Origin of the sequence: Delftia sp. S65 (assembly GCF_016516495.1) — a bacterium.
In the GTDB taxonomy this organism is placed as follows: domain Bacteria; phylum Pseudomonadota; class Gammaproteobacteria; order Burkholderiales; family Burkholderiaceae_C; genus Comamonas; species Comamonas acidovorans.
Genome location: NZ_JACVUR010000002.1, coordinates 247489 through 260866, shown reverse-complemented (window position 1 = coordinate 260866; position 13378 = coordinate 247489). Strand labels below are relative to the sequence as shown.

Here is a 13378-nt window from a genome sequence, read left to right as displayed (position 1 = left end):
CGCGATCAGAGCAGCTGGCTGGCTGCGCCGTCGAGCAGCAGGCCACCGCGCACGACGATCTTTTCACCCGACTTCAGGCCCGACACCACGGGCACCATGCCGCGCGAGGGCCGGCCCAGCACCACGGTGCGGGCCTCGAACTGCTGCTCGCCGGTCTGCACGAAGACAATGCTGCGGCTTTCATCCTTGATGAGCACGGCCGTCACGGGGATCAGCATCTCGTGCTCGTTGGAGACCTGCAGGCCCACGCGCGCCTGCATGCCGGAACGCAGCACGGGGTTCTGCGCATCGAGCTGCACGATGACGGAGGCGCGGCGCGACTCCTTGTCCAGCGTGGCGCCCAGGTGGCGCACCGTGCCGGTCAGGGGCTTGGGCAGCTGCGGCACATCGACCTGCACGGCACTGCCCAGGCGGATGCCGGGCAGATCGCTTTCAAAGACATCGGCCACCACGTTCATGGCGGCGGGATCGCCGATCAGGAACAGCTCGCCGCTGGGCTCGACCGAGGCGCCGACCACGGCCTTGCGCTCGGCCACCACGCCGGCGCGCGGCGCACGCAGCACCAGCCGGTCGCCGCCGCCTTGCCCCAGCAGCGCCGACGTGCCCTGGGCACGCGCCAGCTCCTGGGCCGACTCGCGCAGCTTGGCCTGGGCCGCACGCAGATCCACTTCCACGCCCACGCCCTTGTCCACCATGGTCTGCTGGCGCCGCACCTCCACGGTTGCCACGTCATGCGCGCTGCGGGCAGCTTCCACCTCGTAGCGCACACGCAGTGCCTCGGGGCTGACCAGGGTGGCCAGCTCGTCGCCGGCCTTGACGATGTCACCCACGTGGGCACGAACCGACACCACGCGCGCGGCCAGCGGCACCGAGACAGTGGCCACGCGGTCCTCGGCAAAGGCCACACGCGCGGGCGCCCAGGCCATTTGCGTGCCCTGCGGATCGGCCACCACGGCGATGTCCAGCATCTTCAGCGACTCGGGCTTGACCCGCACCACGCCGGCCGGCGCGGGCGCCTGCACGGCAGGTTCGTTCTGTGCCGATGCCTTGGATGCATCGCAGCCCGCCACAAGGCAGGCCACGGCGATGACAGCGCATGCCGATGCCGCCGGAAACCGGGCTGCCTTGGGCAGGCCCGCAAATGTCTTGATCATTCTTGCCCCTTCAATCCATGCCTGGAGCGCAGGGACTGCAGCGAGCCGACCCTTGTCTCCTGAGATGAAACAGATGCTAGAAAACGCATCTTCCTGCGTGCGTGAAGCCTTCATTACCGTTTGGTAAGACATTCGCGTACCTGGGCCGGCGCCTGGGGCCGGTCCGGCAGGATCGCCTGCGCTTTTTCGAGATCCAGCGCGATCCGCTGCGCCGCCGCGGACCTGCCGCCTGGCGGTGCACCAAGGCCCAAGCCGCAGCAGCTGCAGCGGCCGCAGACCTGTGGATATCCCGGGGAAAAACGCGCTCTGCAAAGCCAAAGATCTGCACAGGCCCTGTTTTCCACAGTGGTGACAACTTCCACCATCCTCTGGAAATCGCGGGGAACCTGAACCCATGAAAAACCCGTTGCAAATCAACGGTGAATGGCGACAATCACCCAATCAATCCACAAGCATGCCAACAACATGCACACAGGATTGATCACAGGCCGGACGCCCTGGCTGCTGTGGGCAAGACTGTGGATGCAGCCACGCGCATGGCCATCAACAGCCATGGGAACAATCCAGGAACAGCCGGTGGACAGATGTCCATCCCGGTGACCGATACCCACCTGTGCACACATGCGATTGGCGGGTTCAGTGATCCATATGACGGGCAGCTTGTAGGCTGTACGGCATACGAAAAACGCGCTTTGTGCGCTGTATTTCATAAGATTTCGCATCTTATTTAATACATATCACTGTACGAATCTTTATAAACAGATGGACCAAGATGATCCATTTGGTCAAAACACGCCGAAATGCATGAAAAAAAATGGGCTGATCAGGCCCTGAAATCCTTTGATGACGTGGTCGGGGCCATCCCAGGGTTCCGAAATCGTGAGGGGCAGCGAAAAATGGCGGCCCAGATCGCGCAGACCTTCAGCCAGGCCCAGCTGGGAAAAATCGATGAGGGCGCACCGGAGCCCACCCGGTCCATTGCCGTGGTGCAGGCCGGAACGGGGGTGGGCAAATCGCTGGCGTACAGCATTCCCGCCATTTCGATGGCGCTGGCGCGCGGCACCCGGGTGCTGATTTCCACGGCCACCGTCGCCCTGCAGGAACAGCTGGTGAACAAGGATCTGCCCGCGCTGGCCCAGCAGCTGGAGCAGCCCTTCAAATTCGCGTTGGCCAAGGGGCGGGGCCGCTTTGTCTGCAAGCTCAAGCTGGAGCGGCTGGCCAGCACCGGCGAGGCCCAGGACGAGGATCTGGACGATCTGTTCGCCGAAGAAAAGGCGCAGGCCCAAAGCCGCGTGGCACGCCCGGCCCAGGAGCTGGAGGCGCGCATGCAGTTCTACAAAAGCATGGCCAACGCGCTGGCGTCCCAGGCCTGGGACGGCGACCGCGACTCTCTGGAGACCCCGCCCGAGGCCGAGGCCTGGAGCCCCGTGGCGGCCGAATCCTCGTCCTGCACCGGCAAGCACTGTCCGGCCTTCAGCAACTGCGTCTATTACGAGCGCCGCAAGGACCTGGTGGCCGCCCAGGTCATCGTGGCCAACCACGATCTGCTGCTGTCCTCCCTGGGTGCGCGGCTGCTGCCCGAGCTGGACAACTGCCTGCTGGTGCTGGACGAAGCCCACCATCTGCCCGCCACGGCGCTGGGCCAATTCGCCGGCGAGATGGACCTGAGCCGCCTGGGCTGGATAGACAAGCTGACCAGCCGTGCCCTGCGCGTGAACACTATGGTCGAGGTCGAAGAGCTGGCAGACCTTCCAGCCCATGCCAGCCAGCTGCGCCAGCAGCTGCAGGAACTGGCGCGCCTGGTGATGGAGCTGTACGGCGATACGCTCAAGTCACAAAAGGACAGCTGGGGGCCGGCGCGGGTGCGCGCACCGCGAGGCATGCTGCCCGAGCCCCTGCTGGAGCCTCTGGGCAAGGCCGCCCACCATGCCAACAGCTTTCTGGATGCGCTGCGCGCCATCTCCAAGGCACTGCGCGCCGCCATCAAGGACAATCCAGAGGAAGCACGCAGGCTGTCTACAGCTTATGCACAGGTTGGCGCACTGGCTCCCCGCCTGGAATCCGTCTATGACACGGCCCAGCTGCTGATGCAACAGCCAGCGCAGGATGACGACAGTAGCCGCGTTCCCAATGCCAAATGGTTTACGTTGGAGACAGATGGCGAGTACATCGTGGTCAAGGCCCATGCCAGCCCCATCCTGCCCGGTGCCACGCTGCGCCACCATCTGTGGTCCCAGGTGCGCGGTGCCGTGCTCACGTCGGCCACCCTGACCAGCTGTGGACAATTCGACTTCTTTTTGCGCGAGGCAGGCCTGCACGACGATGCGGCCGTGACCACGCTGGAAGTGCCCAGCCCCTTCGACTACGCGCGCCAGGGCACCCTGGTGGCGCGCGAAACCGTGGCCGACCCCAAGGAGGCCGCCCGCTTCACCCAGGAGATGGTGGACGCGCTGCTGGGCGACCTGTCCCGCGTGCAGGCCGGCGCCCTGGTGCTGTTCACCTCGCGCGAGCAGATGCGCCTGGCGGTCGATGCGCTGTCCACGGCCATGCGCTCGCAGGTGCTGGTGCAGACGGCCATGCCCCGCGCCCTGCTGCTGGCCCGCCACCGCGATGCCGTGGAGATGGGCGAGCCGTCCATCATCTTCGGCATGCAGTCCTTCGGCGAGGGCCTGGACCTGCCCGGCGCGCTGTGCGAGTCCCTGTTCATCACCAAGCTGCCCTTTGCCCCGCCCGATGACCCCGTGGGCGAGGCCCGAGCCGAATGGCTGCGCAGCAGCGGCCGCAACCCCTTCAATGAGCTGGTGGTGCCGGCCACGGCGATCCGCCTGGCCCAGTGGGTGGGCCGCGCCATACGCACCGAGGAAGACCAGGCCCATGTGTATTGCTATGACCGGCGCCTGGTGAACACCAGCTATGGCCAGCAGCTGCTCAAGGGCCTGCCGCCCTTTGCCTTGCAGCGCCGCCCGGCACGCTGAGCCGGACCCTGTGGAAAGCATGCGAAAAACAGGCCGCGCCCTGTCGCCACTGCATTCCCTTGCATACACAAGTCATTGATCACGGCTGATTTTTTCAATCAGCGAGCTTGCCGATTGCCCACAGGCCACTTGCACACAGCCTGTGGGCAACCGTATTTCCCGGCTCCCGCATCTCCCTACATGCCCTCTGCAGCACGGTCCCGGATCCCGCTGGATACCGCTGGATCTCGCAGACCGTGCCTGCTCCCCGGCCCGGCCATACCCGCCAACAGATCCCTCCAACAGGCCTGTGGAACGCCCAGGACGCGCTGGCGCGGGCAACCCAGGGCCTGACAGCTGCCAAGCCTCCACGGTCCTCTGCAGGCCGCTGAAGCGCTCGGGCTGATTCACGTCCTCTTGCCCTGGTGCGCCAGCAGCCATCACTTTTCGTGATTGCCCTTGCCTGGACTGGATCTGCTGCTCCTGATCTGGATGCGCAGTCCTCTTGCAGGCCGGCAACAAGGGGTTGAATTTTTTTGAATGGCCGAACACTGCCTCTGGCGCATCCGCTTGCGTCCACCTGGCAAACCGCGTTTTCCTGAAGTCTTCCACGTCCAGTGCACAGCCCGTTGTGGAAAAGCGCCCGTTCCACAGCGTTCCTGCGAGGCCGCGAGGAAGTCTTGTCTTCGTGCGTCTTCGTGCATACGGCCATGGCGCGCGAACCGATCCGGAATTTTTTTGAACACAGGCGCGCCAATTTCGCTGGAGCAGTCCCTCGTCTGGACATGCCCAGGCTCCAGACAACCTGGCACGTCTGTTTTTTTGAAAAACCGTTCGGCCTTCGCTTCCCGCGTGACTTCGCCTTCGGTTGTTCTTTGATCTTCTTATAAAGAATAGTCGTAGTAGTAGAGGCATGACATCTCTGTGGATAACTCACTATTCCTCAAAAAAAACAATGTCTTGCCTGATTGAAAAACATGTGATCAAAGCCCTGTTCCCGGTGTCTCCTGAACGGGGATAGTTTGCCCGTTTCGATTTTTTCTGTGGATAACTGTTGAGTTGGTCTTCATCTATCCACAGTTTTGTGTGAGGTGCATTTTTTTCTTTATTGCACTTCAAGTTATTGATCTATAAGGATTTTTCAGCTTATCCATGTGAAAGGAAGGCTTGCCAGACATGGATGAGCACATGGTCTTGCAGTGCTGTGACCTGTTGACAGACCGTTTTTCCTGATGGACCGGCTGCCTTTTTTTATCCCGAACGGTCTTGCCACTGTGAAAAACCGCCCTTGGCTGTTATTCCTATCTCTCTTATTTTTTAATTAGTAGTAGTAGTAAGTGAAGTGCTTAATTGTTGATAACTGAATTTGTCTTATAAAAATCAACAACTTAAGACACTTCAAACCCTGTGGTGGATGCTGCTTCGCTGCTGCACCCGTTTTGGGCACAACTTTCCATGGCGCATCCTCCTTGTGGATAAGCATGGATTTACGAGATTTTTATGCCCAGGTTTTTCCACAGGTCGGCTGAGGACAAAAAAAGACCACCTTGAAGGTGGTCTTGCCGGGATCCGCAACCGTGGTCAGAAATGGTGGGCGTAGCGCAGCTGCAGGAAGTTTTCGCCGGGGTTGGGTTTCTTGATGCCTGCGTTGGAATGGTGCTCCAGCCGCAGCACCAGCTCATGCTGGCCCTGGCTGCCAAACAGGTAGCCGACGCCGATATGGGTGGCGAAGTTGTAGCGCGTGGGGAATTCCTTCTCGTCCGTGACGTAGCGACGGTTCAGCGCCCAGCTCAGGCCCACGCCGGTTTCTGCAAACCAGGGCGACTGCCCGTTGCTGGGACGCCAGCGCACGGTGGGATTCACGCCGATGACCCAGGTGCCGCGATCGCGACCCTCCAGCGGCGCCGACCAGCGGGCGCCCCAGACATCCCAGTAGCCGCTGAGCTGGCCGCCCCACAGCGCATGGCGCCAGTTGCGCCAGGGCACGGTGACGCCCACGGTCCAGCTGTCGGCACTGTGCTCGGCCGCGCCGTATTGCAGGTACATGGAGGGGGAGGATTCCGGCGTGGACTGCGCCTGCGCCGCCAGGGGCAGGACGGCCGCTGCACCGGCCAGCAGCACGGCGGCAACACTTGCGGTTCGTCTTGGTCGTCCTGGTCGCCCTGAACGTTCTGGTGGATGTTTGCGCGCCGTTGCGTGGTTCTGGCAGCTGGATGGCGTCGTTTGAGTGTTTTTGGGGGCCATGATCTTCTCCGGGGCAGCACACAATGCTGTGCCTGTTCCACTCTAGGCAGTCCGGGGAAGATCGGGGAGTCAGCAAAAAAGCCCTTGCACTGTCGGCCGCCTGACAAGGCGTCCGTGCAAGGGCTGGCGCAAGCAATCCGGCTGCCCGCTGGTGGCGGGCAGGCCAGGTGGCTGCTTACTGGGCGGGTGCCGGGGCAGGGCGGGCCTGGCCGCTCTTGTGGTCATGGCGCGGGCCGTGGTCCATGCCGTGGTGGCCGGGGTGGCCCTTGTGCAGCGTGGCGGCATCGAAGGTCTTTTGCTGGCTGGCATCCAGCTGGGCGTAGAAGGCCTTGGTGGCTTCGCCGCGGCGATCGGCATCGGCCGCGCGCTGGGCACGCATTTCACGCATCTTGTCGATGCGCTGGGGCGTGGTCAGCTTGGCGAAGTCCTCGCGCTCCATGCGCTGGGGACGCTCGCCGGGCTTGAAGGTGGCCGCATAGGTGTTCCATGCGGTTTCCTGGGCCGGCGTGAGCTTGAGGTCGGCCTTGAGTTTGGCGATGCGCTGCTGCATGTGCTCCCTGCGGTCGCCGTGCTTGTGCATGGCGCGATCGGGCTTGGGCGCTGTGGTGGTAGCGGCGGCGGCGGGGGCTGCCGGCGCGGCGGTCTGGGCGTACGAGGGCAGGGCGAACGATGCCAGCAAGGCGGTGGCAGCGGCGGCGCTGGCGAGGGTGCGGCGGAAGGTGGTGGTCATTCCAAAATCCTTTCTGGAGAGGGTGACTGAAGGCCGCCGTCAAGGCACTTGGCGAGCCCTGTGCAGCGGATGATTGAAGTGTGGTCGTCCGATGTATCGGGGCAGTGAGGTTTTGCGCACGGCTTGTAAAGAATTGACAAGCTTGTGCAGCGCCGTCCGGTGCCAGGCATGCACAATGACCGGGCGGGGCGCCAAGGCATGGCGCCCCTGCTGTTTTTTCTGTTTTCTCCCTCTGGATGGAGGCGGCGCAGCCCGGTGTTGCACACCCCTGCTGCGGCGCAGCCGCAGTCCGTCCGAGCAAAGGTTCGCTATGTTCAAAAACATGATCGTCTATCGCATTGCCGAGAGCTGGCAGGGCGATTTGCAGCAGCTTGAAGAAGCCCTGGGCAAGAGCCCGTTTGCCGAGTGCGGCGCCACGCAGGAGCGCAGCGCCGGCTGGGTGCCGCCGCGCGGCGAGCCCCATGGCCCGCTGGCCGAGTCCGTGGCCAATCAGTGGGTGATGCGCTTCATGACCGAGGCCAAGATGCTGCCGGCCAGCGTGCTCAACCGCCGCGTCAACGAAAAGGCTGCCCACATCGAGGCCACCGAAGGCCGCAAGCCCGGCAAGAAGGAAAAGAAGGAACTCAAGGACGAGGCCAAGCTGGACCTGCTGCCCATGGCCTTCACCAAGCAGGGCGCCATGTGGGTCTGGCTGGACCCGCAGGCCCGCACCCTGGTGCTGGACACCGGCAGCCAGGCTCGCGCCGACGAGGTGGTCAGCTCGCTGGTGGAGGGCCTCACAGGCTTTGCGCTGGCCCTGGTCGATACGCAGACCAGCGCCCAGGCCGCCATGGCGCACTGGCTGACCACGCAGGAAAGCCCGGCCGGCTTCTCGATTGACCGCGAATGCGAGCTCAAGGCCGCCGACGAATCCAAGGCCGTGGTGCGCTATGCGCGCCATCCGCTGGACATCGACGAGGTGCGCCAGCACATCGAGCACGGCAAGCTGCCCACGCGCCTGGCGCTGACCTGGGATGACCGCGTGAGCTTCGTGCTGACCGAGGGTCTGCAGATCCGCAAGATCGCGCTGCTCGATGCCGTGATGGAAGGCCAGTCGCAGGACGACGGCGGCTTCGATGCCGATGTGGCGATTGCCACGGGCGAGCTGTCCAAGCTCATCCCCGATCTGATCGAGGCGCTGGGCGGGGAAGGGCGCACGGGCCTGGGCCAGGATCTGCCGGCATCGCTGCAGACACCCGCTGCCCAGACTCCTACAGCGGCACCAGCGGCACCGCGTGCAGCGGCCTCGGGCCGTGGTGCGTTGACGGGGCCGGCCCTGGCGCCCGTGGATACGGCGCCTGAAGAAGCGCCTTTCTAAGCCGGCAGGCGGCTGCGGTGGCGATGTTTCATGTGAAACATCGCCACGCTCAGGCGGCGCTCAGACTCTTTCAAAGATGGCCGAGATCCCTTGGCCGCCACCAATGCACATGGTCACCAGCGCATAGCGGCCGCCCGTGCGCTGCAGCTCGGCGATGGCCTTGGTCGTGATGATGGCGCCCGTGGCGCCCACGGGGTGGCCCAGCGAGATGCCCGAGCCGTTGGGGTTGACCTTGGCCGGGTCCATGCCCAGCTGCTGGATCACGGCGCAGGCCTGGGCCGCGAAGGCCTCGTTGGCCTCGATCACGTCCATGTCTGCAATCTTCAGGCCCGTGCGCTGCAGCACCTTCTGCGTGGCCGGCACGGGGCCTATGCCCATGTAGGCGGGATCCACGCCGGCATGGGCGTAGCCCACCAGGCGCGCCAGCGGCTTCAGTCCCAGGGCGGCCACGCGATCGCCTGCGGCCAGGGCCACGGCGGCGGCGCCGTCGTTGATGCCCGAGGCATTGCCGGCCGTCACGCTGCCGCCTTCCTTGCGGAACGCGGGCTTCATGGTGGACAGCAATTCGATGGTGGTGCTGGCGCGCACATGCTCGTCGGTATCGAAGACCACGACGCCCTTGCGCGTGGCGATTTCCACGGGAACGATCTGCTCCTTGAAGTGGCCTGCCGCAATGGCAGCGGCCGCGCGCTGGTGGCTGGCTGCCGCCAGTTCGTCCTGCATTTCGCGGCTGATGTGGTAGCGCTCGGCCACGTTTTCGGCCGTGATGCCCATGTGCATTTTCTGCCAGGGGTCGTGCAGGATGCCCAGCATGTAGTCGATGCTCTTGGCGTCGCCCATGCGCGCGCCCCAGCGGGCGGCCTGGTCGAAGTAGGGCCCGCGGCTCATGGACTCGCTGCCGCCGCCGATGGCCACGTCGCAGTCGCCCAGCGCAATGGCCTGGGCGGCAGAGACGATGGCCTGCAGGCCGGAGCCGCACAGCCGGTTGACGTTGAAGGCCGGCGTCTCGATGGGGCAGCCCGCATCGATGGCGGCCACGCGCGAGAGGTAGGCGTCCTTGGTATCGGTGGGGATCACATTGCCCATGACCACGTGGCCGACGGCGTCGGGCGCCAGTCCCGCGCGCTCGATGGCCGCCTTGACGGCCGTGGTGGCCAGCTGGGTGTTGGGTACGTCCTTGAGGCTGCCGCCGAAGGTGCCGATGGCGGTGCGCGCAGTGCCGACGACGAAGACGTCGCGTGGGGTCATGGTGAAGCTCCTCGAAGCGATGAACACGGGGGATGGAGTGCATTGTGCCGGGCAGGCGGCAGGCAGCGCAGCCGCCTCGGCGTCAGTTCCGGGCGCAGGTCAACGCCCCTCGAATTGCGGCGTCTGCTTGGCGTGGAACGCCGCAATGCCGCGCGGCAGGTCGGCCGTGCGCGCACAGGCATCGAAGGCGCAGGCCTCGGCGGCCAGCTGGTCGCGCAGGCTGCGGTCCAGGCCCGCGCGCATGAGGCGGCGCATATGGCCCAGCGCCACCGTGGGGCCGGCGGCCAGGCGCTGGGCCAGCTGCTGCACGGCGGCGTCGAGTTCGGCGGGCGGCAGGACGCGGTTGATCAGGCTCAGGCGCTGCGCTTGGGCGCAGTCCAGGGTCTCGCCCAGCATGGCGATCTCCAGCGCGTTGCGCAGGCCCACGATGCGCGGCAGCGCCCAGGAGGCTCCCACGTCGCAGCTGGCGCCCAGGTTGATGTAGGCCAGGTTGAAGCGCGTGCCCTCGGCCGCGTAGACGAAGTCGGCCTGCAGCATCAGCGACAGGCCGGCGCCTGCCGCCGCGCCGTGCACCTTGGCGATGACGGGCGCATCGAGCTGGCCCAGCAGCGCCACGGCCTCGTTGAGCGGCGCCAGCAGCTCGGCCGCGCCGCGCACGGGGTCGGCGGCCAGCGTGTCCAGGTCGCCGCCCGCCATGAAGGCGCGGCCCGCGCCTTCCAGCACCACGCAGCGCAGCGCGCGGTCCTGGGCCAGGGTGCGCACGGCATCGCGCAGTGCCAGCGCCATGGGCACGTCGATGGCGTTGAGGGCGGCGGGGCGGTGGAAGGTCAGCGTGGCGATGGCGCCTTCGCGGTGCAGCAGCAGTGGGGTGTCTTGCGTGTCGGTCATGGGAGCGGATCAGTGGTACAGGGCGTCGATTTCGGCGGCGTAGGTCTTGTAGATGGACGAGCGGCGCACCTTCATCGTGGCCGTGACTTCGCCGTCGTCGTGGTCCAGTTCCTTGGTCAGCAGATGGAAGCGCCGCACATGCGAGACCTGGGCCAGGCGGGCATTGCCCTGCGCGATCTCGGCATCGATCAGCGCGCGCACCTCGGCCATCTCGGCCAGGGAGCGGAAATGCGTGAAGGGAATGCGCCGCGCCTGGGCCCATTGGCCAACCGTCTCGTAGTCGATCTGCACCAGCGCGCCCACGAACTTGCGGCCCTCGGCCACGACGATGCACTCCTTGATGAAGGGGCTGGCCTTCATGGTGTTCTCGATCTCCGAGGGCGTGAGGTTCTTGCCGCCGGCGGTGATCATGATGTCCTTGAGGCGGTCCACGATGCGCAGCTGGCCGCCCTGCACGCGCACCACGTCGCCCGTGTGCAGCCAGCCGTCCTGCAGGCTTTGCGCCGTGGCCTCGGGGTTCTTGTAGTAGCCCGCGAAGACCATGTCGCCCTTGATCTGGAGCTCGCCGCTGCCGTCGCCCTCATCGGGGCCGGCATGGGTGGCAATGCGCCATTGCACGCCTTCGGTGGCCACGCCCACGGTGCCCACGGCCACGTCGTCCAGGCGGTGGCCGGTAACCATTCCCGTGGATTCGGTCAGCCCGTAGACCTCGATCAGCGGCACGCCCAGCGTGCGGAAAAAGCGCACCACGTCGGGCGGTATGGGCGCGGCGCCGGTGAGCGCCACGCGTGCCTCGCGCAGGCCGATGAAGTTCTGCAGCGCGCGCAGCACGCTCCAGTAGCTGGCCGCCCAGGCCAGGCGCTCGGCCAGGCTCCACTGCCTGCGGGGCTTTTCGGCCAGCGGTGCGCAGGCCGCCATGGCGCGCCGGTAGAGCGCGCGGCGCAGCGGTCCGGTCTCCTGCATCTTGATGCTGATGGCCGCATGCAGCTTCTCCCAGATGCGCGGCACACCCAGGAACATGTTGGGCGCGACTTCGCGCAGGTCTTCCTGCACCGTGCGGATGGACTCGCCAAAGTGCACCTGCGAGCCCAGGTAGACCGGCACGAAGCTGGTCAGCATCTGCTCGGCCACGTGGCACAGCGGCAGGTAGGAAAGGTGGCGCGTGCCGCCGTCCAGCCCCAGCCGCTCGGCAATGCCGGGCACCACGCCGCGGATGTTGCGGTAGGTGATCATGGCGCCCTTGGGCTTGCCGGTGGAGCCCGAGGTGTAGATCATCAGCCCCACGTCATCCAGCGTCTGGCGTGCCAGCGCCTCTTCGATGGGGGCACGGCTGGCAGCCTGGGCGCCCAGGCGCTCGACCTCGTCGAAGGTGGCGATCAGGGCGCGGACCTCGGGCGCGAAGCTGCGCAGGCCCTTGGTCTCCATGACGATGATCTTCTTCAGGCGCGGCAGCTGGGGCAGGGCGGCCAGCAGCTTGTCGGTCTGCTCCTGGTCCTCGCAGACCATGATGTCCACATCGGCATGGCCCGCCACATAGGCGACCTCGGGCGTGGGGCTGGTGGGGTACACGCCCACGGTGATGGCGCCGATCAGGCCCGCGCCCATCTGGGCCAGCACCCACTCGATGCGGTTCTCGGAGATCACGCCCATGTGGCCGCCTGGCGGCAGGCCCAGCTGTGCCAGGCCCAGCCCGAAGTGGCTGGCACGCTCGTGGTAGCGCGCCCAGCTGGTGGGCTTCCAGATGCCGAAGTCCTTTTGCCGTATGGCCACGCGCTGGGCATCGCTGCGCGCGCGTTCGGCCAGCATCTGGGGCAGGGTGAGTTCGGGAAGGTTCTTCATATCAATGACCCATCGCGCTGCCTGTGACACTGGCGTGCCCCCACACGGGAGCACCGAGGAAGGGCCGCCCCGCACCGAGGGTGCTGTCCCCCTCCCTCGCGAAGCGGGAGAGAGGGGGAAGGCGCGAAGCGACTCAGGGGGTGCTTCATGACAACCAGCGCTTGCGGCGCTTGTAGTGCTTCAGGTCGCGAAAACTTTTTGCCTCGCCGCCACCACCCATGCCCAGGTAGAACTCGCGCACGTCGGCATCCTGGGCCAGACGTTCGGCCGGCCCGTCGATGACGATCTTGCCGTTCTCCATGATGTAGCCGCTGTGCGCCACGGCCAGGGCCACGGTGGCGTTCTGCTCGACCAGCAGCATGGAGGTGCCGCGCTCGGCATTGATGCGCGCGATGATGGTGAAGATGTCCTCCACCAGCTTCGGCGCCAGGCCCAGCGAGGGCTCGTCCAGCAGCATGAGCTGGGGCTCGGCGATCAGCGCGCGGCCAATGGCCAGCATCTGCTGCTCGCCGCCCGACAGATAGCCGGCCAGGCCTTTGCGTCGCTCATGCAGGCGCGGGAAGTAGCTGTAGACCAGGTCGAAGTCGGGCTTGACTTGATTGCGGCCCGTGAGCGCGTAGGTGGCGGCCACGAGGTTTTCCTCCACCGTGAGGTCCTCGAACACGCGCCGGCCCTCCATCACATGCGACAGCCCCAGGCGCACCAGCTGCTGGGGCGCGTACTGCGCGGTGGACTGGCCGTTGTAGCGCACGCTGCCGCTGGCCAGCAGGCCGTCCTCCAGCGCCAGCAGCCCGGAGACGGCCTTGAGCGTGGTGCTCTTGCCCGCGCCGTTGCTGCCCAGCAGGGCCACGATCTGGCCGCGCGGCACGGCCAGCGACAGGCCCCGCAGGGCCTGCACGACCTTGTTGTAGATGACCTCGATGTTGTTGATTTCGAGGACCAGATCCTGGGCAGTCTGGGTCAT

Annotated in this window: 9 protein-coding genes; 2 read left to right on the top strand and 7 right to left on the bottom strand. The window is 65.7% G+C overall.

The features are described from left to right. Nucleotides 1–5 precede the first annotated feature (5 nt). Nucleotides 6–1154, bottom strand: coding sequence for an efflux RND transporter periplasmic adaptor subunit (locus tag IAE24_RS03120; protein WP_013799937.1), 1149 nt, complete (start codon nucleotides 1152–1154; stop codon nucleotides 6–8). An 800-nt stretch (nucleotides 1155–1954) separates the two neighbouring features. Between IAE24_RS03120 and dinG the strand changes: the two genes are divergently transcribed. Then, complete coding sequence (gene dinG / locus IAE24_RS03110) at nucleotides 1955–4129, top strand: ATP-dependent DNA helicase DinG (protein ID WP_141833097.1); 2175 nt, start codon at nucleotides 1955–1957, stop codon at nucleotides 4127–4129. Between the two features lie 1560 nt (nucleotides 4130–5689). On the opposite strand, the gene IAE24_RS03105 is transcribed toward dinG, so the two are convergent. Together IAE24_RS03105 and IAE24_RS03100 are read right to left on the bottom strand one after the other, a co-directional pair. Then, nucleotides 5690–6352: an acyloxyacyl hydrolase gene (locus tag IAE24_RS03105; protein ID WP_199958650.1), complete on the bottom strand. Its 663-nt coding sequence runs from the start codon at nucleotides 6350–6352 to the stop codon at nucleotides 5690–5692. Nucleotides 6353–6527: 175 nt separating this feature from the next. After that, a complete protein-coding gene (locus IAE24_RS03100) occupies nucleotides 6528–7082 on the bottom strand; it encodes a Spy/CpxP family protein refolding chaperone (RefSeq protein ID WP_071953965.1) in 555 nt (184 codons plus the stop codon). Nucleotides 7083–7392: 310 nt separating this feature from the next. Here IAE24_RS03100 and IAE24_RS03095 point away from each other — a divergent pair, with 310 nt between their 5' ends. Continuing rightward, nucleotides 7393–8439, top strand: coding sequence for a recombination-associated protein RdgC (locus tag IAE24_RS03095; protein ID WP_199958651.1), 1047 nt, complete (start codon nucleotides 7393–7395; stop codon nucleotides 8437–8439). Between the two features lie 60 nt (nucleotides 8440–8499). Here the strand turns inward: IAE24_RS03095 and IAE24_RS03090 are convergent, their stop codons facing one another. From IAE24_RS03090 to IAE24_RS03075, 4 genes are all read right to left on the bottom strand, one after another. Beyond that, a complete protein-coding gene (locus IAE24_RS03090) occupies nucleotides 8500–9687 on the bottom strand; it encodes an acetyl-CoA C-acyltransferase family protein (protein ID WP_013799943.1) in 1188 nt (395 codons plus the stop codon). Nucleotides 9688–9786: 99 nt separating this feature from the next. After that, nucleotides 9787–10575 (bottom strand): enoyl-CoA hydratase/isomerase family protein, encoded by a 789-nt coding sequence (locus IAE24_RS03085; protein WP_012201966.1) that lies wholly within the window; start codon nucleotides 10573–10575, stop codon nucleotides 9787–9789. 9 nt (nucleotides 10576–10584) lie between these two features. Further along, a complete protein-coding gene (locus tag IAE24_RS03080) occupies nucleotides 10585–12414 on the bottom strand; it encodes an AMP-dependent synthetase/ligase (RefSeq protein ID WP_199958652.1) in 1830 nt (609 codons plus the stop codon). Nucleotides 12415–12559: 145 nt separating this feature from the next. Next, nucleotides 12560–13378: an ABC transporter ATP-binding protein gene (locus tag IAE24_RS03075; protein ID WP_192368551.1), complete on the bottom strand. Its 819-nt coding sequence runs from the start codon at nucleotides 13376–13378 to the stop codon at nucleotides 12560–12562.